Below are 24598 nucleotides of genomic sequence, written 5' to 3' on the forward strand. Positions count from 1 at the left end.
GATCATCAGCGCACCCAAAACGTATGGCTGGAAGGGTGCAGATCCAACGTGTTTTCCAGCATTCGCTGAATCATGTCCGGAGTGCTGTTGATCTGGCGCATGAAATAGATCGGTTCGGTCCGGTTTCGCATCCGCACGCTCAAACGATAAGCCCCTTTTTTGGTCATCACTCCGGCGGGGATCGAGTAGCGTGCCGTCCGCGAATCCAGTGGCGCGATCGAATGGGCTTCCATGCGGATCAGTGGCGGGTGATTGAGCACCGACACGGGAACGGCACCGGGGCGCAGGAACACGAGTTGATCGAGAGAAAAGTTCAGCGGAAGCGCCGCCTCCCTATCCGTCCCACGTACGTTGTTGATCAAGAACTTGGTTTGCAAATTGAACAGGTCCTTGTCGCGTGGCACTCGGTGCGTCGCGACATCGACCGAGTGCATGTCGGCCAGGTCACCGTGTCGATCCAGGTAGCCGCTCTCCCACACTCGGCAACCGTCGGGATCGATCAAGGCGACGTTCAACCACAGTTGCGGTTGGGCACCCAGCGATCCGGTCGGCAGATTGTGTCCTTCGCTGACATTGCGAACCGTGTAACTGAATTTCAGCCTTCGTCCCGCGGTCGGTTCGTGATGGAAATGAGGGCCATCGATCTTCAGCCCGCCTTCCATGGTCGCGATCGAACCGACACGCTTCTCGGCCAGCCTGGCGAGGTTTTCGTCGATGATTTTTCGGCCGTCGCGTCGGTCGTCGCTGGTGTCCCAGGGTGCGGGGAACGTCATCGCATCGGTCACGCTGTTTTCAAACACATCGGTCCCCCAGCCGGCTCGATAATCAAACGCCAGCCACTCACGCGGCGTGTATTGTTTCGCCTTGGGGTGGTGTGGAAAGATTCCCGGATGGGCGATCGAATAACCCGGTCCCCAGAACATATGGTTGGACTGTTTGCGTTTTTCGCCGAAAGGTTCGTCGCCGATGTGCGCGACGAAATCGGTTTGGTAACCCTGTGGTTTGCCCGGCACGGCGCCCATGTGACAGTCCTGGCAAGACACGCCACGTTTGGCTGCCGGCCCACTTCGGTATTGGGCGTGAACGACTTCCAACCAAATCCCCGGATGCACGGCGACCTGGTGACAGGAGACACAGACGTCGCTGTTTGTCAGCGGTTTGAAGAATCGACCCTGCAGGTGAATCGCCTGTCCGGGACCTTGGTCGTCGGGGGACAGTTTCAATTTTAATGACTCGGCATTGGCGACCGCCTCTCGCACGCCCGCTCCGCCATGGCCGCCATAGACCGGCGCGTGAATATCGCCGGGAACGATTCGACGATCTCCGTTGCTGCGCCAGAAATGTTCGTTGATGCGGTGACACGCGATGCAGGTAACGCCTTCGCGGACCACCGGCGGTGCATCCAGCACGCTGACCGAGCGTGGGATTTTCAGTTGTGTTTGAACCGGAGAGTGACAGCGATTGCAAAAGCTGCCCACCGTGCCTTCGGTCAATTCGGTCATCGCTTGCTCGAATCGATTGAACATCGGCGAGACGCTGGCGTAGGCATGCCCGCTGGCCCGCCACTGCTCGTATTGCGTCGGATGACAGGCACGGCAAGACTCCGCCGAGGGATAACAGTCTTCGGTCCAGAGGTCGGCGTGGGGATCACGTTGCGGCGCCGCGTCGCCGGGTCGGACCGGGCCCAGTCCGGCCAGTGGATCGTCGCTGGTCGGTTGCTGCTGAGCACCACCGAGCAGGTCCTCGCCATCAAGCAGGTCATCGCCGCCGAGCAGGTCATCGCCGCCGAGCAGGTCATCTCCGCTATCGCCGAGCGATCCGCTGGCATTGCTCGTCGCGTCGTACAACGATTTCCGCAGCTGGGCGACCGACAGCGGGCGCGGGGCCGTTTCGTTGGGGGCCGCGTCTTTGGGGGCCGCCGCGATGCGATGCAACTGGTAGAACGCGTCCGGATTCCAACGGTGGGCGGCAGCCTGGCCGGCGGGGTTCCCCCACGACGCCCGATCGGTCGGTTTCGACCAGTTATGCGGAGACGATTGCTGGGCGAAAGCGGAGGAGAGCGGCAGGACCAAGAGCCAGCAGAGGGCCCGCGCGTGTACGATGGATTTGGCCAGCATCGCCCTTCTGTCCGTGACACGAAAGAAACCGATCGGCAACGGTCGACAGCGACCGGCCCGACCCTTCGATTCGACTCAACAGGACCGCTGCATCCCGTCGGACTGTCACAGCCGTTGAAAACCTCCTAATCGGAACAGCTTATTGAAGAAAATCCCTCGGCTGGGTCGTCCAACTTCGTCTTCGGATGGACTTTGCAAACTAGCGTTCAGTGTTCGCGCACCGAGCGCGAATGCTTATCAACCCGGGACTGGTTCTCAGTCCGACTCCGGCAGACCCTTTTAATACGGGTGTCAGAACAATGTCATCGCATTCCTACCGAACCCTGCCTACCGAAGGGCAAGCGAAAACGTATCGATGCAAAGTCGTCGGCGACAGTGCCGCGAAGCTATTGGTCGGCCGCAAGTTCCAAAAGGTCTTCGTGCGTGAAACATCCGGTGGCGGTTTCACGCTGGGGCTGAGCACGAAAGTGGCCAAGAGGATCAAGTCGGGAAAAAGTTACGACCTGCGTTACGATGATCGCCGGATTCAGGTCATCGCCGAAACCTTCGTCGAAACCGTGCAAGGCGAAGCCCGCTTGCAAGTCGGCACGATCCACGAGTACGAACCCAAAGAGCGTTGGGCATTTCGGCTGCCCTTTACCAAAGGCAGCCGCATCATCGGACATGATTCCGGAATCAACAGCGGTGCGGCCTATGGCGGATTCGTCTTGGTGCTGTTCTGCGTGATGGCCCTACCGGGGGTCGGCGACCGACTCGGCACGGCCCCCCGAATCGAATCGGCCCTGGCGATGATGAGCAAGAACATCAGCGATGTCGTGCACGCGATTCGCCACTAGTCGTTAAATCTTTCCTAAAGCCTCAGGTCGGCGCAACCGATACAAATGGTGTTCGCATCCGCGGACGCCGTTTTTTATGCGCCCTGCTTGTGAGGGCGGACCTCTATCCCGCTGAGAAGTGGTGAACGAGAGCAACGCGATGAGAGCTGACCGCAGACGAGAGAATCGAACGAGGCGTGTTTCACGGACGCTGCTGGGCCTATCGCTGCTCTGCTGCGTCGTGACCACCAGCACCGGGTGTCGATTGTGTTGCGACCGCGAAGACCAAGCCTATTCGGCGTACGGCGGAATCTGGGAACGGACCCAACGCAACTCCGGCCGCGTCGGCAGCCTGTTTGATCCCGGCGGCGCTCGTACCGCGGACGTCACGCCGCGCGATTCGGCCAAGGATGACCTGGAGGCCCGCGAGCGGGTCGCGCCATTGGGCGGTGTCAAATCCCGCGGGTCCGACGGCGATCCGCTACCCGAACCTGTCCGCCCGGAACGAAAGTCGGATGAGGAAACGGAACAGGAATTCCAAGAGCGGCTTCGAAAGTTCCAAGAAGAAAAAATGTTAAACGCGGGCATCGTTCCCGGCGAACCGGCTCCGCCCGATTTCCGCTAATCGTCTACCGGGACTCAATTTGCGTTCTTGACGACGCGTTCGCACAGTCGCCGTGTTCTCCGAACTCGGCGTCCGCGAAACAGCGACGCGTTGCCCCGCGCCGACCTCGGAGAGGACGGCGACTGTCCAGCTAGGGCCTTGGCAGCGGCAGCATGCCATGCTCGGTCAGCCGATCGAGTTCGCGATAGCGGACGCGGACCAGATCGGTGGTGTCGTCGAGTGCCTGCTTCATCCCGGCTTCGATCAACGCTTGGACCTTTGCGTTTTCGACTCGCCCGCCCGCGCCCGCGCCGGCGACCGACGATAGCGGCACGCGCATCTGTTCCATTTCCTTTGCCGCGTCGAGGAAGTGTTTTTCGATTCGCGGATCGGAAGAGATCCGCACGTGATCGAATTCGTGACGCACCACGCGGTTGTCCCAAAATTGATCCGATGGTGGCGGGTCACGAATCCAGACTTCGTGTGTCGTGATCAGTTGAAGAGAGCGAAAGCGGACACGAACGAGCACCATCGCTTGACCGAGTGCGGCGCCTGACAAGCGAGTTTCGACCTGCCACCGCGCGCGGCTGTCGTATCGGTAACGAAACGTGAATCTTGTTTCGCCAGCCAACCGTCGACCGGCCGGCAACGAATCCGGATCGCTGGTCGGCTGCCCGCCGGTGATCAACCGGACCGCCCCACTGTGAATCAACTTGGCGAACTCTGTCGGCGGCTTGGGCAATTCATCGAGACGGATTTCGATGCTTTCGTCTTGACCCTGACCCTTTGATTCGCGACCGACCGTCTGCCCCGTCACCGGTGTGATCAGTAGAAGGGAAGCAATGATGGAAACGCCGCATAACGCCAACCGATGATTCAGTGGTAAGCGTTCATGCGGTGGCTGGGACATCGAACGTCCAGGTGAAAAGTTGCGTCGATTGGTTTTACGGTAGGGCACACCACTCGCTCGCGTGTCACACTTACCCGAAGTGCGAGCGGCCTGCTGGTTTAATCAGCCGTATGGCGCGAACCTACGGGCCCCGGTGCAATCTTTTGCTGTTTCAATGCCCGTACGCTCGCGCGAAACGGCTGACCCCAGGTAGGTTCGGACGAAATCAACACGCCGGTTCACCACCGTAAGAACCGAGTCAACATTTCGATGCCCGGTTGGGTGAGGAAACTTTCGGGGTGAAACTGCCAGCCTTCCAGTTGAAACGCTTTGTGTCGCACGCCCATGATTTGCCGTTGGCCTCCGGTGTCGGTCCACGCGGCGACTTCTAAACAGTCGGGCATGGTTTCCGGATCGATCACCAAACTATGGTAGCGGGTCGCGACGAACGGATTGGCCAGCCCCTGGAACAGCCCTCTGCCGTCGTGAAAAATTTCGTCCGTCTTGCCGTGCATCAACTGTGGGGCGCGAATGATCGATGCTCCGAAGGCCTGACCGATCGACTGATGCCCCAGACAGACGCCCAGCATGGGGACTTTGCCGGCGAAATGTTGAATGCACTGGACACTGACCCCGGCTTCGTTGGGAGTGCAGGGGCCGGGCGAAACCAAGATGCGGTCCGGAGAGAGCGATTCCATTTCGTCGATCGAAATCTCATCATTTCGAAACACACGCAGCTGGGTCGTCTGGTCGATCTCACCGAGCCGCTGCACGAGGTTGTAGGTGAATGAATCGTAGTTATCGATGACGATGACCATGAAAAAGCCAGGTAACAACGGAGCGATCTGTCAATGGGAATCTGAACGCGATCGGACAAAATCCAAATCTTTCATTTTGGGCGATAAACGCTCTTCTGTCTCGTTCACGCGAGCATCTATAATGACGTGCATCAGGCGATTTGCCGAGAGCCTGACGCGTCACTTCGAATCGGAAAAGAGACGAAACGCTCGGCGGTTTGCGACCCCCGGTCGCGCGTTATCGTAATCTGTTGTCCATTGCCGTTCGAATCGAGCGCTCGCCAAAATTCGGATCCCGATCCCCTTTTTTGTGCAGCCGATTCGGGCACCTTATCATTCGTCGATCCCGGAATTCCGCCAGTGCTCTCGGTTCGCCCCAAAGTCGCCGAACTTGCTTTTCATGTTTTCAGCCGGTCGCTCCACCCCGAGCTGTATCGGGTCCATCGCACACGTCGTATCGAGCGAAGTGCCTATCACGCTCAGGTCAACATCACCAATTGCGGGCATGTGATCACCTGGAACACGACCGGAAAAACGCCGGTCACGGTGTGCGAAGTCGCGACCAGTGCCCACCAGCCGCTGCCGTCCAAACGCTGTTTGATCAGCCAGTCGCTCAAGGGCAGTCGGACCGAAAAGGCTGATTTTCACCTTGGCGTGGCCTACCGGACGCATTTCCAACTCGAACCCGTTGCACCGGACATGTTTTTCATGGTCCAGCAACAACTCTCCAAACAGCCCACCGAGGGTTTGTTGCACAACTTTGACGCCAGCGGACGGATGTCACTGGGCGCCCTCAGCTACGTCAACATCGAAACCCGCCAGCGATCCATGCTGGTCCAGGCCATTCACACCTTTCCCGACGATTACGCGATCGTGAAAGTCGAATCGCTGTTCTCCCTGCCCGACGCGTGATGCCTCCCCGTGGGATAGGCTTCCAGCCTGTCGACGCGAAATGACAGGCTGCAAGCCTATCCCACCCGACGCCTTCACGTCACGGTTCATCGGTGTGATCGATCTACAAGACGGGCTCGCCGTCCACGGTGTCGGCGGCGACCGTGACCACTACCTTCCCGTGGGGACATTCAACGCACCCGGACGCGCGGCTCACCGCATCGACGGACACGTGCAACGTCTGATCGACGGCTACCACAGCGTCGGCATCGACTCGCTTTACGTAGCGGATCTCAATGGCATCCGATTTGGCGATTGGCAACGGCAACAAATCCGTTCGATCGTCGAGCGTTGCTCCGACCGCGGAACACTCTTTCTCGATTTAGGTTTCCGTACCACCATGCCACCGCAACGTTGGTCGTGGATCGAGTCACTCGTAAACGATCACGCCAACGTCGTCGTCATTTTAGCGACCGAGTGCGCAACCGACGTGTCGCTGTTGAGCGATCTGCTGACCCACCTGCCTTGTGATCAAATCGCAGTCAGCCTGGATTACAAAGACGGGCGTTGGGTTTCCGAGGAAACAACGGACGACGATTGGTTTGACGCCTGTCGCAATTCAGGCATCTCCACCGTCATCGGGCTGGATTTGGCCAGCGTCGGCAGCACGTCGATCCAGCGCACGCTCGAATTGTGCAAGCGGGTCCGACTCCAATTACCGCACACTCGCTACATCACCGGCGGAGGGGTTCGCGGTGCCGCCGACGCCCGACGTCTGTTCGACGCCGGCGCTGATCAATTGCTCGTCGCCAGCCTGTATGCCCGGTGAGCGCACGCAGCTCTGTTTTCGATTGTTCTGAACAGTCGCCGTCCTCTCCGAGGTCGGCGCGGGGCAAAGCTTTGCTTATTCGCGCACGCCGAGTTCGGAGAACACGGCGACACTCGGAAAGCATTGTCAGAATCGCAAACTGAGTTGGGAAAAGCCGAAATTCTTGGCGAATTCCGCTACCACGTTCGACCCTTTCCGGGTTCTGGGACAAAGACTAGCGGCGTCGTTTGACTTTTCGGTGCATCGGGTTGAGCCGCTTTCGCATCGGGTCGGCCTCCTTCTTTTCAGGTTCGGCCGGCTTCTCGGGGGCTTCGAACCCGGGGATCGAATCACGAATCAACAGCTTGTTGATCCGCTGTTCGATGCTGGTCAAAAAATCGCCTTGGCCGGGAACGATGAACGTGAATGCCACGCCGTCGCGGCCCATTCGTCCGGTACGGCCGACACGGTGCACGTAATCGTCGCTGTCTTCGGGGACATCGTAATTGATGATGTGCGAGATCGTGCTGATGTCGATGCCGCGTCCGACGACATCGGTGGCGACCAGAATCTCCAAGTTCCGATCGCGCAGTCGTTGCAGCACTCGGTCGCGTTCCCGTTGCTGCATGTCGCCGTGCATCGCTGCACAGGAAGGGTGGTCTTTGCTGAGCGCCCGATAAAGTCGATCGGTGCCGCGTTTGGTACGGCAAAAGATGATCGCCTGCTCCGGCTTCTCACGCTCCAACAGCGCCACCAACAACTCCTGTTTGCGATCTTGCGGGATCGTGAAATAGTGCTGCTCGATCGTTTCGACCGACATCTCGTTCTTGCAGCAGTCGATCACGACCGGGTCCTGCATGTAGGACTCCGCCAACCGCTGAACCGTCGGGGGCAAGGTCGCCGAAAGCAGCAGCGTTTGGCGGTCGCGCGGACACTTGCGCAAAATCCGTTCGATCTGCGGACGGAAACCGATGTCCAACATCCGGTCGGCTTCGTCCAAGACGACACACCAGACGTCCTTGGTCCGCAACGACCGTCGTTGTAAGTGGTCGTGCAGCCGGCCCGGGGTTCCGACCACGATCTGGGCGCCGTTTTCCAGTTGTCGCAACTGTGTTCGGATATTCTTTCCGCCGGCCAGCACCGCGATCTCGGTGTGGACGCCGGCGGCCAAACGCTGGGCCTCGCGTCCGACCTGGTCGGCCAGCTCGCGCGTCGGCACGACCACAATCGCTTGCGGGTCGCGACAATCCTCCAGCGAATCGAGCTGTTCAAGAATCGGGATCGAAAACGCGGCCGTTTTCCCGGTCCCGGTGCGGGCCTGACCGATCACGTCCAGCCCCTGCAGGGCGAGCGGGATCAATTCTGCTTGAATCGGTGAAGGTTTTTCAAATCCGGCTTTGGCGAGCGCTCGTCGCATCACCGGAGACAAGTCCAAGTCGTCGAAACTGGCTTTCGCAGGATCGAGGGTTTCCATTTGTTGTGCATTCATCCCGCTAGCATAGCGGCATCGCGCGTTTTCCACTACGACAGCTGCTCAACCTCGTGGCAACCAATTCGCAGACGCGACCGATTGTTCCAGCCGCACGCGTCCCTGGCAGCGCATTTCTTCCTCCGCAGCCGCCATACGGACATGGACCATCACGTCGTGACCGTCGGGAATCCGGTCCTGCCACTCGATTGGTACGTGAATCCCGTCAATCGGGGTGCGCCGGACCATGTCGCGAACTTGGTCCGGGTCAAACTCCCAGCGCCCGAGCGAAGCGTCTTCCGAATCATCCTCGGGGTCCAACACCACCACCGTCAACTCTGCGTCGACGTCAAAGTTCTCCAGCGACAGCGCCCGGCCATCTTGGTCCACGACCGTCACAATCAGCAACAGTCCGTCGATTTCGGCGTCTTTGTCAAATTGGTGGCCACCGGATAGCCCGTCGTGCAGCTCCAAACGATCCGGGATCGCCAACGGCGCCGCCTCCGGGGGCTCGAACCCCATCTTTTTCGCATCGCTCGGCGGCGTCACCTTCCCCGGCGGCGACTCGGGATCTTCATCCGGAGGCAACGGCGGTCCGGGAATGATTTGATCGTCCATCAATTCGCCCTCGCCAGGCGGAATCAACTCCGTAGGCGGCGGCAGCTCGGAAAACGGCCCTTCGGATTCCGCCGGCGCCGGCGTCTCAATCGCTTCTCGCGGCATCCCCAGGCCCTCGGTGGGTGGATCAACCAACGGCTGCGGCGATTGGGGTGTTGCCGGATCAGGGGTCGGTTCGGGTTCCGGCGCGGGGTCGGCCGGTTGGTCGTCGCTGGCAGGCGGCAGCGGCAACCCCATACCGGGCTCGTCCGCCGGAGTGGGTATCACTGCAGGCGTCGGTGACTTCGGGGCCGGTCGATCCGCCGCAGCGGGCGGATCCAGTTCCAGAATTTCGTAGTCGTCGGGCTCGACAGGGGTGGGTGGACCGTGTGCGGGGCGGCGTTGGTTCTGTCGCTGTGGCGGATCGTTCGGATCGTCGGCCGCGTCTCGCAGCCGCGATCGTTCTAATTCGTCGCGGAGCACCCGATTCTGGTAATCGGCGTCATACAGCTGGTCCTCCAGAACTCGAATCTCATTGGCCATCTTGGCCCGATACAGATCTTCGTGCGCGCGTCCCCGACAGCCCTGTGACAGCGACAGCAAACAACACACGGCCAGCCAACACGCCCAGGCGCGCGCAGCCCGATTGCTAGCATACCAGGCAGGTTTTGTTTGCCTGGAGCGTGGCGAGTCAGGAACGGAGTCGACCGATCGGGCTGTCACAAGGATCTTTGAAAATCTCTGGCGATTGGGTGAAGAATCCACGTCGAACGGCCGGTGCGCCGGTTCGCAGTCTGTCGAGTACCAATCTGACCGCGTTCAGGTCAAGGGTTCCTGGGGTGGGGCTGGGTTTCAGGTTTCAGGTTCAATCGGTCACAGAGGTCCCATTCGTCCCGTAGGTCCTATTTCCCCACAGCGCCCAGCAACCAATAGGACCAAACCGACTCATGGGACCAATTCGATTCAGACGAATGCGCCCAACACGACCAACCACCGCCGATGTCAATCTGTAACGGTTGCGCCAACTTTGATGATTTTTCCGATTTTTCCGGTTTTGCCTTCAGGTTCGTTTGAGGCGTCGTCGATACCGCATCTGACGAGTCGTGCCCGCAGCGTCAAACGCGGCGGCACTCCGAAAACCATGGCTACGACTGGCCTCCCATTGCCAACACGGCAGTCCTCCGCGAGCGTCGCGGAGTATGCCGTAGCCGGGTTTTACCCCCCCAGAGTCTCAAGTGGTGACGACCGTGCCAAACTTTCAAATTCCCCGTCCGCTCACCGCCGTTTTGCTGACGGCGCTTACGCTCAGCCCGCTCGGCGCACAGACAGCATCCAGCCAACGTGGCGACGAAGCGGATCAACGCGAGCACGTCCAGGCGGCTCGAGCCGGTTGGACGCCGACTCGGACCCCAGGCGCAGCGACGCACGCTGCCCAGCGATCTTCGCGGACCGCGGCGGTCCAACCCAAGAACAGCCGTCACGCCCAAGCGGTTCGGCCCAGCCAACGATCCACGCGCGGCTCGGACGCCGCCGCGAAACAGCCGACCGAAGTGCGCCAGGCGGGACACTACATCCCGACCCCGCCGCCGATGGACGGTGAAATCATTTACGAAACAGCGATCGTCGACGGCTCCTGCGACGCGATGGGACCGGCATGCGGCTGTGACGGGATCGGTTGCGATTCCATGGGGGCTTGCCAGCCGGGTTGCGGGTGCAGCCTGTGCGGCGAACTCCCCAGCGGACGCGCTTGGCGACCGGCGCTCACCTTGAGTCTTCCCCAGGACGGTTGGGTGTCGTTCGAAGGGCTGGGAATGTGGTCCGACGGCATGGAACTGCCGGCCCTGGTGACCCAATCCCCCTCGGGAACGGATCAAGCCGATGCCGGAGTTCTGAACCGCAGCAACACCACGACACTCTTTGGCGGCCCCGGACGAGCCCTGTTTGACGATTCACGCACCGGTTGGAGACTTCGATTCGGATTCTGGCTCGATCGCTGCCACACCTGGGGTGTCGGTGCGGACTACCTGGAATTGGACCGCGAAAGCGAGAGCTTCTCGGCCACCAGCACCGGAGATCCGATCTTGGCACGGCCGTTCTTCAACACCCTGACCGGCCGCGAAGACGCCGAGTTGGTGGCATTGAACAACGGTGCCGACATCCAATTGACCGGAACCGTCGCCGTGAGCGCCTACAGCGAACTGACCGGCGGCAGCGTGTACCTGCGTCGCATGACCTGTTGCGACGAAGGCTGCCGTCAGTGGCTGTTTTGCGGATGTGCCGGCCACTACTGCACGCGGTCGGAATTCCGTGTCGGGTACCGGTTCATGCAACTCGATGAAGGCGTCGGCATCAGCGAAGACTTGAGCAACAACGGCACGTTCAACATCGGCGACTTCGACATCATGGATCAATTCGATACCGAGAACCAATTCAACGGCATCGACTTGGCCTGGAACCACCGCATCACACGCGGCTATTGGACCTGCGAAAGTCTTGTCCGTCTGGCCATCGGCAACACCCGTCAAACCGTTCGCATTGCGGGCCAGACGGTGATCGTCGATCGAAACGATCCGAACAACCAAACCACCGAAACCTACGACGCGGGTCTGTTGGCGCTGGCGTCCAACAGTGGAACACACCAGCAAGACGAGTTCTCGGTCTTGCCCGAAGTGAATCTGACACTGGGTTACCAGCTGACCGACCATCTGAAAGCGACTTTCGGCTACACCGGAATCTACTGGTCCAACGTGGTCCGTCCCGGAGAGCACATTCCGACCATGATCGACACCAACCAGCTGCCGCCGGCGATCACGGGCAACAGCGACCCGCGCCCCCAGTTCGCCTTTGACACGACCGACTACTGGGCTCACGGCTTGACCTATGGCTTGGAATACAGGTGGTAGGAGCACCGGTGGTAATCGTTACAACCCGCAGACCGGTGAATTCTTTTCCGCATCGGGTCGATAGCAGCGATTGAGACTGACTCCCCCCGAACAATTGAACGCCGTTGGCTTTACAGGCGGTGCATTGCTCACGATCGCGACATCGTGACGATCGGCGTTCGGATCACCCGATAATAGGAAGGTTCCCATGGTCTGGCAGCGAATGATTCAGCGACTGGTTGGTCGCAAGCGTCGTTCAAATACCGAAGCGAAGAACAAGAATCGTCGTCGCGTGTTGCGTCACGAGTCATTGGTCAAACGCCAATTGCTGGCCGCCGATATCGGTGCAATCTCTGGCGTCGCTTTCACGGACCTGACCGGCGACGGTCTGACCGGCGATGATCCACGTTTGGAAGGCGTGACGGTTGAACTCTATCGCGACACCAACGCGAACAACACGTACGATGCCGGAACCGACGTGTTGGTCGACAGCGTCACGACCGACACGAATGCGGACCCTGTGCCGGGACAGTATCGCTTCGACGACCTCTCGGTGGACACCTACTTCGTGGTTCAGGGCGCCGCCCCCGGTGACGTCGACGAGCCGTCGGCTCAACTGGTCCAGATCACCGCCGATGACGCCGATGGCGCAACCATCGTGACGATCGATGATTTCACCAGCGGTGCGCAAATCGCGACAGCGGTTGCCGCACAGACGGTCGATCAGTCGGTCTCTGCGGGGAATGCCTTGGGGCAATTTCGAGACGCCCGGCTGACTCACACCGGTGCTGCAGGCAACACGACGTTCCAAGTCGATACCGCCAACCAGCTGATGAGTCTGAGCACCGGTGGCGGAGCGACGAGCGAAGTCACGGTCGAATACGACGGAAACGATGGAGCATTCGGATTGACCGTGCCCCCCGGATTCTCGCCGACCTCTTCTTTGGCAGGCGGAACCGCCGGCGGGGCTGTGCCGACCAACACCGGGATCGAACTCGTCGGTCGTGGGGCCAACCAAGCAGAATCGATGATCGTGACCGTCATCACCTCGGCAACCGAAGCGTCGGAGATCACGGTTCCGGTACAGCAGAACGCGACGCTGCAATCCATCTTTGTCGAATTCACCGATGCCGGATGGGGAACATCCACCCTACCAGGAATCAGCGCGCCGGCCGACTTTAATAGCGTGATCGCGATTCGCGCTCAAGCCGTCATCACCAACGCCGACAACGACATCTTCTTTTCGGTGGTCGAATCGCGAGGCCCCGCCCCGGTCACGACCAATTTGCAGAACACGCAGTTGTTGACATTGGGCGGCAACGTCTTCTCCGATTTCGGCGGTGGGGCGGACACAAACAACGGTCAACTTGACGGTGGCGAAACGGGAGTCTCCGGAGTCACCGTCGAACTGTACGCCGAACCCGGCGGCGGTGGCGCAATCGATCCGAGCACGCAAACCGCGGTTGCAACCACGACGACGGACGGCAACGGTGACTACTCCTTTGCCCAGCTCTCCGCGGGTAACTACTTGGTGGTGATCCCCGAGTCCGAATTGGGAGCCGGCCAATCCTTGTTCGGCCACGTCTCCAGTACCGGAAACGACCCCGCAGCGGATCCGGATGATGACGTCAGTGACGACGACAACGGAACCCTCGTCGCGGGCGTCGGAATCGTCACCGGTGAAATCACCTTGGTCGCCGGCGCCGAACCCACCGACGACGGTGATACCGATTCCAGCACCAATCTGTCCCTGGACATTGGTGTCGTTCCGACCTTCGATCTGGCGATCACCAAGACGCTCGATTCGGCCGCGTCGACATTGCAAAGCGGCGGCGAAGCGTTCTTTGACATCGCGTTCCAAAACAATGGCCCGCTCGATGCGACGAACGTTGTGATCGCCGACGTGATCCCCGCCGGGATGACGATCAACCAGGGCAATTCCAACTTCGGAACGTACACGCCGACGATCAACGGCCAGAACCTCAGTGTCGCGATCGGCGCGCTCGCCGCCGGTGCCAGCGACACGATCCGGATCGCCGTGGACATCGACAACGGCCAGACCGCGGATTTGACCAACACCGCAACGATCTCTGGTGACCAGGTCGAAACCGACGACACGAACAACTCCGATGATGCCTCCGTGCCGATCGAGAGCACCGACTTGGCGATCACCAAATCCGACAACACGACCGGTTCGGTCGTCGCCGGGGAACAATTCACATACACGATCACGGTGACCAACAACGGGCCGGACACCGCGACCGGAATCGTTGCGACCGACAGCCTGCCGAGCGACCTGTCGTTCGTCAGCGCGTCGTTCACCACCGGCAGCGGCACAGTAACGGAAAACCCGGCCGGCAGCGGCGACCTGTCGATCAGTATCGATGACCTGGCCGCATCCGCATCGGCCGTCATCGACGTCGTGGTGATGGTCGCCGCCGACGCCGGCAACTCGCTCAGCAATACCGCCACCGTGACCGGGACGCCCGACACCGATTCGGACACCAGCAACAACAGCGCGACCGAGACGACCCCCGTGGTTCGCAACGTCGATGTCGCCGTCACCAAGACGACCACCGACACCGCCGTTGCCGGTGGGCAATTGACCTACACCGTCGAAGTGACCAACAACGGCCCCGGGGACGCCCGCGGCGTGGAAGTCACCGACACGCTGGATTCACGCCTGACCTTTGACAGTTTCGATGCCGGAACCTCCGGCGTGACCATCGCCCAGAACGGCCAAGACCTGACCTTCACCGTCGGCACGCTGACCAGCGGGCAGACCGAAACGTTCACCTTCGTCGTCGACATCGCCAGCTCCGCCACCGGGACGCTGAACAATCAAGCCGACATCACCACAACCGATGTTGACACCGATGCGACCAACGACAGCGATGACGTGGACGTCGCGATCACCGTGGACACCGACTTGGTGATCAGCAAAAGTGTCGATTTGGCAACGGCGGTCCCCGGCCAAGACACGCTGACCTACACCTTCACAATCTCCCACGATACCGACAGCGTCAGCGATTCCGGTGAAGTCACCTTCACCGACACGCTGCCGGCCGGACTGACCGGGTTGACGATCGACGCGCCCGATGCCACCTCGTCCGGATTCGACACCGCACAACAGACCATCACGGTCGTGCACGATCCGATTCCCGTCGGCCAGACGCGAACGTTCACCGTCACCGCCTCGGTCAACGAAGACGCCTCGGGATCGATCGTCAACACCGGCAGCATCAGCGTCGCGGGAGGCGAGTCCGACACGACCAACAACAGCGACACCGCCACGACGGCGATGACACCGCAATTCGATGTGACGCTGACCAAGACCGCCGGGGACACGACGCCGGATCCAGGCGATAACGTCACCTACACGATCGAACTGACCAATTCCGGCCCCAGCACGGCCACCAACGTCGTCCTGACCGATGACGTCCCGACCGGGCTGACGTTCGTCAGCGGAAGCTTGGACGGACAATCGGCGACCGTCTCGGGTAGCACCGTGACGTTCCCGGGGGTCTCACTGGACGAAAACGAAACGCTGACGGCCACGTTGGTCTTTACCGTCGGCGTCGACACCAGCGGCACGGTGACCAACACGGCCAGTGTCACGGCCGATAGCGGCGAAACCGACACGACCAACAACACGGCGACCGCCGCCATCACCGCCACGCCGCAAGCCGATCTGACGGTCGAAAAAACGGTCGATGATGACATCGCACAAACCGGCGAAACACTCGTCTACACCGTCACCGTCACCAACGACGGCGTCTCCACCGCGTTCGATTCGGTCGCCACGGACACACTTCCCTCCGGAGTCACCTTCGTCAGCGGAACCGATCAAAACAACAACGCTCTGTCGGCCACGGGCGGCGTCGTCACCGTCGACGCCGGCGACTTGGCCCCGGGCGCGTCCTTCAGCTTTACCATCAACGTCACGATCGACGCCGACGCGAGTGGAAACCTGCAAAACGTCGTGGTTGTATCAACAACCACCGATGAATCGGACGATACCAATAACAGTGATCAGGCGACCACGGCCGTCGACCCGATGATTCGCTCGATCAGCGGTTCGGTCTACTTCGATCGCGACAATGATGGCGTTCGTGACGCCGACGAAGTCGGGATCCAAGGCGTGACGATCCGGCTGACCGGCACCGAGGCCTCCGGTAACGCGATCCAAGAACGCACCGTCGTGACCGATGCCAACGGAGATTACGAATTCACCCAACTGGGAGCGGGAACCTACCGAGTCGAAGAGGTTCAGCCGGAGGATTTCGTGAGTGGCCAGAACACCGTCGGCAATGGAGCGACCGCAACCGTCGTCGATGACGTCTTCACCGATCTCGCACTCGGGATCGATGACAACGCGACCGACTTTAACTTTGGAGAACGAGCACAGGTGCTCTCAAAACGACGCTTCCTCGCATCATCGTGATGACTGTCCCTCGTGGAACGACCGTTCGTCTCGCACTTCGCCGGAGCCGGTGATGTAGCGAAATGCAGAAGGACGAACGACGTCGCCGCGACCGCGAGACGTCTCACGCATCGGTGAGGAAGCCGCCAACGCACGGCCTTTCGGGGGGAAGGCCGTGCGTTTTTTATGCGCATTGAACCACGGCCGGATTGGCGCCGGTGCGTCCGGGATGGAAGTCAATCAGACGCGGCCTCGCAGGTTGAAGCCTTCCCTCACCACCAGCCCCCCATCCTCCCGCCCATCATTCTGCCCGCCCATCATTCTGCCCCCCATCATTCTGCCCCGCATCGTCTTGCCCCCATCGTCTTGCCCCCATCGTCTTGCCCCCATCGTCTTGCCCCCATCGTCTTGCCCCCATCCAAGCTGCGCACGCCGGATCGTCCTCCACTCGCACCACCATACCGACCTCACAGACCGTTGTCCCCCGGCGTCGCACAACGCTTCCCCGAACACATCGGGAAGACCGGCAGCAGATCCCCGATCTCCAAGACCTTTCCCGTCTGATCCTTGACACGAAAGTTCGTCTCTCCCTCGCCCAGCCGATCGAGTAAATCCTGCCTGCCGTCCGCCACCGTGACATCCAGAACGTCCCCAGTTTTCAACTGAATCGCACGCGTCCCTGCCGGTAACACGCCCCCGTAGTCCTGTTGATAACTCTGCTTCAAATGGACTCGGTACAGTTCAATCGCGAAGCGGGCCGCTTCGGAGTTGGCTCGCTTGGCATCGTCTTGCAGCCGACGGTGATCCACCCACCAGCCACACATCGCAGCAGTGGAAAGAACGACCAACAGAATCGTCGAAAGGCGAAACTTCATGAGGTGACTCTCCGCGGGGATTGTCAGAGGCGCGCGTGGGCCCGTCGCGCAGCGGTGGGTGATGAGATCAGCGGAGTAGTATATCCGAACGCCAATCCCACGATGTTCACAGAACCTGCCGTGTGGACGTCGCTTTCCTCGGCAGAGGACGCGCAATGTTAAAACTCTGATTTAACAGGCGTTTACGACTTCACTCTCCGTGGCAGGGAGCGTGCGGATTCTAAGTCGTTGATTCTAAAGGGTTTTCGCGAATTACTCTGGCGGCCCTGTACCACGAAGGAAGTGATTGCCCACGGATGGCAGCGCGAACCCACGGATGTTGTGCGGTCGGGGATCCGTGGGTTCGCGCTGCCATCCGTGGGCTTTTTCGATTTCCCGAGACCTTGCCTCCGAACGCACCGCCAAAAAGAAAAACCGTCCTGCAAGCGAGTGAAGAACGTAAGAGCCTGCTATCTGAGCGGTTAAGAACCGCACGACCTCGGAAGCGAGGACCGGTCTACGCACCCCCTGTCCGACGCACCGCTTCCATGAACACCAACATCTGGTACAGCATCTGAACCTTTGGCATCGCGACTCCGGCCGCGCTTGCCGTATCGATCGGAGTTTTCAAAATCCGCTGCAATTCCATCGGCCGCCCGGCCAGGTAGTCCAGACGCATGCTGCTATCATAGGGCTTCATCGTCCGCGTGTGGTCGATCGTCTTTTCGATCCACGTCGAATCGATCGATGCACCGCAGGCGCCGGCGGCGCGATGGACCTCGGTGATGATGTCCCGGATCAGGTCGACCGATGATTCGTTGCCGATCAATTTGTCGGTCGATGCATCCAGTGCGACCGAGAGTCCGTTGAAGGGGATGTTCCACATCAATTTCCGCCAACGCACCATGTTCAAATCGTCCGAGGTTTGGACCTCGATCCCCGCCGCCGTCATCTCGGCACAGATCTGTTCCGCTTTGGCCAATGTCGCGGGGCTGTTCTGGTAGGGGCCAAAAACGATCCGCCCGTAATCGATGTGGCGGATGTGCCCGGGGCCGACCTTGTTGCTGCACAAGAAACAGCATCCGCCAAAGACACGCTCCGGGCCGATCATCTGGGCGACATCCTTTTCCACGCCCAGTCCGTTTTGCAACACCAATGCCACGCCGCCGGCGCCGGTCGGCTTGGACAGCAGTGACGGCAAGGAATCGTTGTTGACGGTTTTCAGCCCCACCAGCGTGACGTCACAGGCGGGCATCGTGTCAACCGACCCATGGGCGTTGACCTGCGCCAAATCGAAATCCCCCCAGTGACTTTCGATTCTCCAGCCATGATCGCGAACATGTTCGTAATCCGAACGCAACAAGAAATGAACGTCGTGTCCGGCCCGGGCGAGCATCGCGCCGTACAGGCCACCGACGGCCCCGGATCCGAGAATCGCATAGCTTTGCTGGGTCATATCGTTTGCTGTTTGGGAAAGTCAAAAGAACGGTTCGAGAGACACGATCGCCTTCAACTTACGAAACTCCGGGCCAGTTCCGCTACCAAGCCCTGGCGAAACCGCGTCGGCCCCGACTACAATTTGGCACAATCGTTTGTGCAGCTGTGTTTTTAGCAGCTGTGTTTCACCCCCGCCAAATGATGCCACCGATGCGATCCGTACCTATCACCTTCCCCCGACTCTGTCTCGCCGTCTCCCTCACCTCCGCGTTATTCGTGCTCTCGCACGTCGCGGCCGCTGATCCCGCCGCGCCCGAGCGGCCCGTCCAACTGATCCTTGACACCGATATCGGCAATGATTGTGACGACGTGATGGCGATGGGCGTGATCCATTCGCTGCAATCCCGCGGCGAGTGCGAATTGCTGGCCGTGACGATCACCAAAGACAACCCGCTGGCGGCCGCCTTCACCGACGCGCTCAATACGTTTTACGGGCGTGGCGAAATCCCGATCGGGGTATGCGACAGCGGCGTGACACCCGAAAAAGGTCGGTTCAATGTGTTGGCCGAACAACACGATGACGGACGACTGCGTTACCCACACGACCTCCGCTCGGACACCGAGGCACCGTCGGCGGTGGACGTCTTGCGCCAAACCCTCGCTGCGGCCGAGGACCACAGTGTCGTGATCGCGCAAGTCGGGTTTTCGACCAATCTGGCCAACCTGTTGCGTAGCGGACCGGACAAACACAGCAAGTTGTCGGGCGTGGATTTGGTCAAGCAAAAGGTGCGTCTGCTCTCGGCCATGGCCGGCGCCTTCACCAAAATCCCCAACAACAAGGGCGAGTTGTACGATCACCGCGAATACAACGTGGTCAAGGATTTGGAGAGCGCGCGTTACCTGGCCGAGCATTGGCCGGCCCCGATCGTCTGGAGCGGATTTGAGATCGGTCTGAACCTTCGCTATCCGCACGAGAGTATTGAAAAGGACTTTGACTACGTCGACCACCATCCGATCGCCGAGGCCTATGTGCTGTACAACCCGCCGCCGCACGATCGTCCGACCTGGGACTTAACCTCGGTGTTGCACGCCGTCCGTCCGGACCGAACCTACTTTGATGTCTCGCCACCCGGACGCGTGACCGTCGACAAGGATGGATTGACGACCTTCGAGCCCGTCGAAGGCGGCCGAGATCAGTACTTGATTTTGCGTGACGATCAAAAAGGCCGCGCGACCGAGGCGTTGGTCGCCCTGACCAGCCAGCCGCCTTCAAAATAGATCGACAAAGCGGGCAGGCAGTTGGTCATAAAAACGACGGCCCGGAAGGGCCATCGTCCATGCGAGCGTGGTCGTGCTTGGCAGAACGGTCCGCTAGGTTTTGTTCCTCAACCCGGCAAGGGTCGTATGTGGTAGCGGAATTCGCCAAGAATTTCGGCGTTTCCCGTGTGGACTGCTGCGAGTCGAAAGCCTTCGCGGCTTCCGCTACGGGATGAGGGACAAAGCCTAGACCTTGTAGCTGGAAATGACCTCCAGGGCCACGTGATGAAGTTTGCGATTGCTGTCCATCGCCATCTTTCGAAGCATGCGGTGCGCTTCGCCTTCGCCGAGACGTTGGTGCCGCATCAACAGGGCTTTGGCGAGGTCGATGTCTTTGCGTGAATCCAGTTGCGTACGATACTTGTCGGCTTCTTTGCGAAGCCGGCGATAGGCCGCGAAGGTCGCCATCGCCAGATCGATCGCCGGTTTGACTTTGACGCGATCGACGCTGTCGACCATGTAGGCGCAAACGCCCGAGTCGACAGCGGCGTGGACCGTTTGCGCGTCTTGGTCTTGCGCGAACATGACGACCGGAGTGGGTTGGCGCTGCCGTATCTCCCGCAACTGCTCCAACGTATCGCGCCGGGGGCTGTCCAACTCGATCAGGACGACGTCGGGTTTGACGGTCGCCACCAGATCGAACAAATCATCCAGCCCCGACGTCGAAAAGACGTTGGTGTACCCGTTGTCCCGAAGGATCTTTTCCAGGATCGCGCGACGCTGGCTGGACTGGTCAACCAGCATCAACTTCAACGTCGGCGGCGGAAGCGGTATCGCCATCACTTAGAACTTTTTGTAGGGCAGGAACTTTCCGCTGAAGGTGATTTTTACTCGGTCGCCCTTGGGATCCGGTTCACGATCGACGTCGATCGAAAAATCAATGGCGCTCATGATCCCGTCACCGAACTCTTCTTGCGCCACTTCTTTCATCGCCATCCCATAGACCTGCATGATCTCGTAAAAGCGATACACGAACGGATCGCTGGGGACCGTTTGTGTCAGCGATCCGCGGTAGGGGTAACCTTGCAAGACCTTGCATTCGGCATCGGACAGTTCCAACACCTCCTTGACCGACGCACAATCGTCGGCGGACATGGAGCACTGTCCCGAAAGTGCGGCGGCGACCCAAACGGGACTTTGCCCCATTTTTTCGGCCAGCTCGGCCCAGGTCAGACCTTTGGAAACCTTGACCGATTCGATCTTGGTCACAACTTGTTCGAGTGTCGGCATGGGTTCTGTCATCGTGGTCATAAAGAGATCTCCGAGAGAAAACGAGGGGGGGATAACTAAAACACTGCTTGGCGATCAACTGGGTGGCGATCAATCGTGCGATGTCTCGTCGCGATGGGGATAGGCGTCCATCGCGTGCGCCGTGTCGTCCATGGCCGTGGGGCGACGGTTGTGATCGATCAAGAAACGCAGGATGCGAGTTCGCAACCGCATGTATTCCTCCGATTCGATCAACTGTTCGCGGGTCCGCGGTCGTGGGATGTTGATTTCGACGATCTCGGCGACGCGGGCTTCGGGGCCGTTGGTCATCAACGCGATGCGGTCGCTCAACAGAATCGCCTCGTCCACGTCGTGAGTGACCATGCAGACGGTCGCCCCGGCCTTGTCCCACATGCGAATCAGTTCGTCCTGAATGGAGCCGCGTGTCAGGGCATCGATCTGAGCGAACGGCTCGTCCAACAACAATGCCTTGGGTTGCACGGCAAACGCTCGGGCCAGCCCGACGCGCTGTCGCATTCCGCCGGACAGGTGCGCGGGCATCTTTTTTCCGATATCACTCAATCCCATCAGGTGCAAATAGCGAGTCGTGTGCTGTGCGATTTGCTTGGCGTCCCAAGACGGAAACGCCGACCGCACGGCGACACGCACGTTGTCAAAGGCGGACATCCAAGGCATCAGCGCGAATGATTGGAAAACCACCATTCGGTCCAACCCCGGCCCCTGGACCTGTTTGCCGTCGACCAGGATGTCACCGGAGGTCGGTTCATCGAACCCGGCGATGATGTTCAGCAAGGTGCTCTTGCCACATCCGCTATGACCGATGATCGAAACGAATTCACCGTTGGCGATATCCAGCGAGACATCTCGAAAGACGCAGATCTCGCCGCCGCCGGTCAGGGACGGAAAGAACTTTGATGCGTTGCGGACCGAAAGTTGACCGTCGCTGGACTGGTCGCTCTGGGTATCGGAAGCCGCTTCGGGTTCTGCTGTCGGCATTTCAAGTTGCATAGCTGGCCGCCTTGGATAGTTTGGAGAACAGGGCATCCATCAAGAAACCGACAAAGCCCACGACAAGAATCGCAAACAACACACCTGCGATGTCCAAGTTGTTCCACTCGATCCACGTCAGGTACCCCACGCCGAGTTCGCCGAGCAACATTTCGGCCGGCACCACGGCCACCAGGGCGGACCCGAAACTGATCCGCAGTCCCGCGACGATCGCCGGAGCCGCGGCCGGCAAGATCACCGTGAACAGCCGTCGAAACCATCCGAATTCCAGCATCCGCGACACCCGCAGGTAATCCTTGTCGATCGATGCCAATCCGAATGCAGTATTGGCGATCGTCGGCCAAAGCGATGCCATGAACACCACCAAAATCGCGGTCAACGTCGGCTTTTGCACCGTGTACAACAGCAACGGCATCCACGCCAACGGCGAGATCGGTTTGAGCACCTGAAGGAACGGATTGACGGCGTTGAAAATGACCGGGTTGAGCCCCACGACCACGCCGACCAAGATCGCAACGATGCTGGCCAACACAAACCCGATGCTGAATCGAGTCACCGTGTAAAAGATCAAATGTGCGATGCCGTGGTCGTTGGTTCCGTTCTTGTGAAACGGATTGGAGAGTTCCTCGACGATCTTTTTGCCGACCAACAGCGGGCCCGGGACTCCGCTCGTCTTCTCCTCGTTGTACACGTACTCGCCGGCATCATTCAGCACGATGTCACCGTTGAATTCGAGCAACATCAATTCTTCTTCGTTCATTCCCGTGGGATCGAACGCCGCTCGGCTGGTTGCGTACTGCCAACCGCCCAGCAAGGCGACCAGGATGGCCACGCTTAAGATTTTGGCTTGCCACCACTTGGGATCACTCGGCAAGCGCCAGGTTTTAGGATTCATCTCTGTTTCGCTTGTCGGGATTAAAGGTTGTTGATCGGGAAGCTGGCCAAGTACTCGTCGGGTTTGGCCGGGTCAAACTCTTTCCCCATGATCACGTGTTTGGCGTACGTTTCGGTCCGATCCTCGTAGCCCATCTCCGATGCCAACGTGTTGCACTTGGTCGCCAGATAGACCTCTTCGGCAACCGTCTTGTAGTCAAAGTCGGTATCGACGTGTTTCCAGCGTTTCATCTGGGTCAGAATCCAGATGGCCATCGAATGCCAAGGCATCGGGTCGAAGTCGATTCGATCGGGCACGTTGCCGATGCCTCCCATTCCCGTTGCGTAACGTCCCGTGAGCACTTGTTCGAGCACGGTCACCGGCTGGTTCAAATAGTTTCGCGGTGCGATCGCTTTGGCGATTTCTTTGCGATTAGATTTATCGGAGGCATAGGCTGTTGCATCGACGATCGAACGGAACAGGGCCAAGAAGGTGTTGGGGTAGGTCTTGGCGAATTCCTGCGAGATCGCGAAGGCACAACAGGGGTGCCCTTCCCAAATCTCTTTGGAAAGTTTGAAAATGAAGCCGGCGTTTTCGTAAACCGCACGTTGATTGAATGGATCAGGCGCAAGATAGCCGTCGACGTTGCCGGCTTTCAGATTGGCGACCATCTCCGGCGGCGGCACCACGCGGATTTGAACGTCCTTGTCGGGATGCAGGCCGCCTTCGGCCAGGTAGTATCGCAACAGGTAGTTGTGCATCGAGTATTCGAAGGGAACACAAAACCGGAATCCCTTCATGTCCTTGGCGGTCTTCACCCCTTTGTGTTTGTTGGCCAGCGTGATCGCTTGGCCGTTGATGTTTTCCACCGCCGGCATGTAGAACGGCACCTTGGGTGATCCCGCTCCCAGCGTGATCGACAGCGGCATCGGGGACAGCATATGCGCCGCGTCGACTTCTTTGGTGATCGCCCAATCGCGGACCATCGCCCAACCGCTGGCCCGTCGCACTTTGGCGTTCAGCCCGTGTTTTTCGTAGAATCCCATCGGCTCGGCCATGATGATGGGCGTCGCACAAGTGATCGGAATAAACCCGATCGATAGATCCGGCTTTTCGATTTTGCCGACCTCCATCGCCATCGCCTTGGCCGTGTCCAACGGAAACATGCCGCGAACAATCTCCGCCACCACGCCTGCTCCTGCGGCGGCGAGCACCTTGCGTCGCGAAAGATCGCTTTGGCCAAAGATCGCCTTGACGACGGCGGTTTCGACGGCATGGCTGATCGCATCTTCGGTTGAAATCGCTTTTTCATGCTCGCCGTGGCAGCTGGTCGACGAGCATTGCGGCGTCTCACCTTGCGATCCATCCGCACCGTCGACCGGCGATGCCCCATGCATGCACCCGGCATGATGTTGATGTTCAAGCGACTGATCAGGGTCAAATGGATCACGACGAAAGACGCTCATCTTTGTAGTCCTTGCAAGGTGTGATTCGAGCCGCGAATAAAAGGCTCGCGTTGCGGAAGAGTCCGCGGGGAAAGAAAGTCGGAACGCCGGCATGCGCATCCGCTTGTTGTCTGATCGCTCA

General features: G+C 59.7%; 19 protein-coding genes. 7 read left to right on the forward strand and 12 right to left on the reverse strand.

Annotation, left to right across the window (positions count from 1 at the left end; genetic code table 11):
- Positions 1 to 5: 5 nt before the first annotated feature.
- Positions 6 to 2117 (reverse strand): multiheme c-type cytochrome, encoded by a 2112-nt coding sequence (locus tag Mal15_RS19290; RefSeq protein WP_147869263.1) that lies wholly within the window; start codon positions 2115 to 2117, stop codon positions 6 to 8.
- A gap of 299 nt (positions 2118 to 2416) precedes the next feature.
- Between Mal15_RS19290 and Mal15_RS19295 the strand changes: the two genes are divergently transcribed.
- Entirely contained in the window at positions 2417 to 2953 is a 537-nt protein-coding gene (locus Mal15_RS19295; protein WP_147869264.1) for a hypothetical protein, read from the forward strand.
- A 139-nt stretch (positions 2954 to 3092) separates the two neighbouring features.
- Positions 3093 to 3557, forward strand: a complete 465-nt coding sequence (locus Mal15_RS19300) for a hypothetical protein (protein ID WP_147869265.1) — start codon at positions 3093 to 3095, stop codon at positions 3555 to 3557.
- Between the two features lie 130 nt (positions 3558 to 3687).
- Here Mal15_RS19300 and Mal15_RS19305 read toward each other — a convergent pair whose 3' ends face one another.
- Positions 3688 to 4446, reverse strand: coding sequence for a hypothetical protein (locus Mal15_RS19305; RefSeq protein ID WP_147869266.1), 759 nt, complete (start codon positions 4444 to 4446; stop codon positions 3688 to 3690).
- A 218-nt stretch (positions 4447 to 4664) separates the two neighbouring features.
- Complete coding sequence (locus Mal15_RS19310) at positions 4665 to 5243, reverse strand: anthranilate synthase component II (protein WP_147872216.1); 579 nt, start codon at positions 5241 to 5243, stop codon at positions 4665 to 4667.
- Between the two features lie 339 nt (positions 5244 to 5582).
- On the opposite strand from Mal15_RS19310, the gene Mal15_RS19315 reads away from it, so the two are divergent.
- Both Mal15_RS19315 and Mal15_RS19320 read left to right on the forward strand, forming a co-directional pair.
- Positions 5583 to 6134, forward strand: a complete 552-nt coding sequence (locus tag Mal15_RS19315) for a DUF2617 family protein (protein WP_147869267.1) — start codon at positions 5583 to 5585, stop codon at positions 6132 to 6134.
- 40 nt (positions 6135 to 6174) lie between these two features.
- Entirely contained in the window at positions 6175 to 6942 is a 768-nt protein-coding gene (locus tag Mal15_RS19320; protein ID WP_147869268.1) for a HisA/HisF-related TIM barrel protein, read from the forward strand.
- A 214-nt stretch (positions 6943 to 7156) separates the two neighbouring features.
- Here Mal15_RS19320 and Mal15_RS19325 read toward each other — a convergent pair whose 3' ends face one another.
- Both Mal15_RS19325 and Mal15_RS19330 read right to left on the reverse strand, forming a co-directional pair.
- A complete protein-coding gene (locus Mal15_RS19325; protein WP_233902891.1) occupies positions 7157 to 8410 on the reverse strand; it encodes a DEAD/DEAH box helicase in 1254 nt (417 codons plus the stop codon).
- Between the two features lie 45 nt (positions 8411 to 8455).
- Complete coding sequence (locus tag Mal15_RS19330; RefSeq protein WP_147869269.1) at positions 8456 to 9529, reverse strand: hypothetical protein; 1074 nt, start codon at positions 9527 to 9529, stop codon at positions 8456 to 8458.
- Positions 9530 to 10233: 704 nt separating this feature from the next.
- On the opposite strand from Mal15_RS19330, the gene Mal15_RS19335 reads away from it, so the two are divergent.
- Both Mal15_RS19335 and Mal15_RS19340 read left to right on the forward strand, forming a co-directional pair.
- Entirely contained in the window at positions 10234 to 11889 is a 1656-nt protein-coding gene (locus Mal15_RS19335) for a BBP7 family outer membrane beta-barrel protein (protein ID WP_147869270.1), read from the forward strand.
- 187 nt (positions 11890 to 12076) lie between these two features.
- A complete protein-coding gene (locus tag Mal15_RS19340; protein ID WP_147869271.1) occupies positions 12077 to 16312 on the forward strand; it encodes a beta strand repeat-containing protein in 4236 nt (1411 codons plus the stop codon).
- A gap of 446 nt (positions 16313 to 16758) precedes the next feature.
- Here the strand turns inward: Mal15_RS19340 and Mal15_RS19345 are convergent, their stop codons facing one another.
- Positions 16759 to 17166 carry a hypothetical protein gene (locus Mal15_RS19345; RefSeq protein WP_147869272.1) on the reverse strand — a complete coding sequence of 136 codons (408 nt, stop codon included), beginning with the start codon at positions 17164 to 17166 and terminating at the stop codon, positions 16759 to 16761.
- 496 nt (positions 17167 to 17662) lie between these two features.
- Entirely contained in the window at positions 17663 to 18601 is a 939-nt protein-coding gene (locus Mal15_RS19350) for a putative 2-dehydropantoate 2-reductase (protein ID WP_147869273.1), read from the reverse strand.
- Between the two features lie 191 nt (positions 18602 to 18792).
- Between Mal15_RS19350 and Mal15_RS19355 the strand changes: the two genes are divergently transcribed.
- Positions 18793 to 19860, forward strand: coding sequence for a nucleoside hydrolase (locus Mal15_RS19355; protein ID WP_147869274.1), 1068 nt, complete (start codon positions 18793 to 18795; stop codon positions 19858 to 19860).
- Between the two features lie 225 nt (positions 19861 to 20085).
- On the opposite strand, the gene Mal15_RS19360 is transcribed toward Mal15_RS19355, so the two are convergent.
- From Mal15_RS19360 to Mal15_RS19380, 5 genes are all read right to left on the reverse strand, one after another.
- Positions 20086 to 20679 (reverse strand): ANTAR domain-containing response regulator, encoded by a 594-nt coding sequence (locus tag Mal15_RS19360; RefSeq protein WP_147869275.1) that lies wholly within the window; start codon positions 20677 to 20679, stop codon positions 20086 to 20088.
- 3 nt (positions 20680 to 20682) lie between these two features.
- Complete coding sequence (gene cynS, locus Mal15_RS19365; RefSeq protein WP_199773690.1) at positions 20683 to 21141, reverse strand: cyanase; 459 nt, start codon at positions 21139 to 21141, stop codon at positions 20683 to 20685.
- Between the two features lie 78 nt (positions 21142 to 21219).
- Entirely contained in the window at positions 21220 to 22125 is a 906-nt protein-coding gene (locus tag Mal15_RS19370) for an ABC transporter ATP-binding protein (RefSeq protein WP_147869276.1), read from the reverse strand.
- Position 22126: 1 nt separating this feature from the next.
- Positions 22127 to 23032, reverse strand: a complete 906-nt coding sequence (locus Mal15_RS19375) for an ABC transporter permease (protein ID WP_147869277.1) — start codon at positions 23030 to 23032, stop codon at positions 22127 to 22129.
- Positions 23033 to 23052: 20 nt separating this feature from the next.
- The gene (locus Mal15_RS19380) at positions 23053 to 24477 is read right to left on the reverse strand and encodes a CmpA/NrtA family ABC transporter substrate-binding protein (RefSeq protein WP_147869278.1); all 1425 of its coding nucleotides are present in this window, start codon (positions 24475 to 24477) and stop codon (positions 23053 to 23055) included.
- Between the last annotated feature and the right edge of the window lie 121 nt (positions 24478 to 24598).

Source organism: Stieleria maiorica (genome assembly GCF_008035925.1).
Lineage (GTDB): Bacteria > Planctomycetota > Planctomycetia > Pirellulales > Pirellulaceae > Stieleria > Stieleria maiorica.

Coding starts and splice junctions, on each gene's coding strand:
- Mal15_RS19290 (WP_147869263.1), bottom strand. CDS start 2,117: ATGCTGGCCAAATCCATCGTACACGCGCGGGCCCTCTGCTGGCTCTTG.
- Mal15_RS19295 (WP_147869264.1), top strand. CDS start 2,417: ATGTCATCGCATTCCTACCGAACCCTGCCTACCGAAGGGCAAGCGAAA.
- Mal15_RS19300 (WP_147869265.1), top strand. CDS start 3,093: ATGAGAGCTGACCGCAGACGAGAGAATCGAACGAGGCGTGTTTCACGG.
- Mal15_RS19305 (WP_147869266.1), bottom strand. CDS start 4,446: ATGTCCCAGCCACCGCATGAACGCTTACCACTGAATCATCGGTTGGCG.
- Mal15_RS19310 (WP_147872216.1), bottom strand. CDS start 5,243: ATGGTCATCGTCATCGATAACTACGATTCATTCACCTACAACCTCGTG.
- Mal15_RS19320 (WP_147869268.1), top strand. CDS start 6,175: ATGACAGGCTGCAAGCCTATCCCACCCGACGCCTTCACGTCACGGTTC.
- Mal15_RS19325 (WP_233902891.1), bottom strand. CDS start 8,410: ATGAATGCACAACAAATGGAAACCCTCGATCCTGCGAAAGCCAGTTTC.
- Mal15_RS19330 (WP_147869269.1), bottom strand. CDS start 9,529: ATGGCCAATGAGATTCGAGTTCTGGAGGACCAGCTGTATGACGCCGAT.
- Mal15_RS19340 (WP_147869271.1), top strand. CDS start 12,077: ATGGTCTGGCAGCGAATGATTCAGCGACTGGTTGGTCGCAAGCGTCGT.
- Mal15_RS19345 (WP_147869272.1), bottom strand. CDS start 17,166: ATGAAGTTTCGCCTTTCGACGATTCTGTTGGTCGTTCTTTCCACTGCT.
- Mal15_RS19350 (WP_147869273.1), bottom strand. CDS start 18,601: ATGACCCAGCAAAGCTATGCGATTCTCGGATCCGGGGCCGTCGGTGGC.
- Mal15_RS19355 (WP_147869274.1), top strand. CDS start 18,793: ATGCGATCCGTACCTATCACCTTCCCCCGACTCTGTCTCGCCGTCTCC.
- Mal15_RS19360 (WP_147869275.1), bottom strand. CDS start 20,679: ATGGCGATACCGCTTCCGCCGCCGACGTTGAAGTTGATGCTGGTTGAC.
- cynS (WP_199773690.1), bottom strand. CDS start 21,141: ATGACAGAACCCATGCCGACACTCGAACAAGTTGTGACCAAGATCGAA.
- Mal15_RS19370 (WP_147869276.1), bottom strand. CDS start 22,125: ATGCCGACAGCAGAACCCGAAGCGGCTTCCGATACCCAGAGCGACCAG.
- Mal15_RS19375 (WP_147869277.1), bottom strand. CDS start 23,032: ATGAATCCTAAAACCTGGCGCTTGCCGAGTGATCCCAAGTGGTGGCAA.
- Mal15_RS19380 (WP_147869278.1), bottom strand. CDS start 24,477: ATGAGCGTCTTTCGTCGTGATCCATTTGACCCTGATCAGTCGCTTGAA.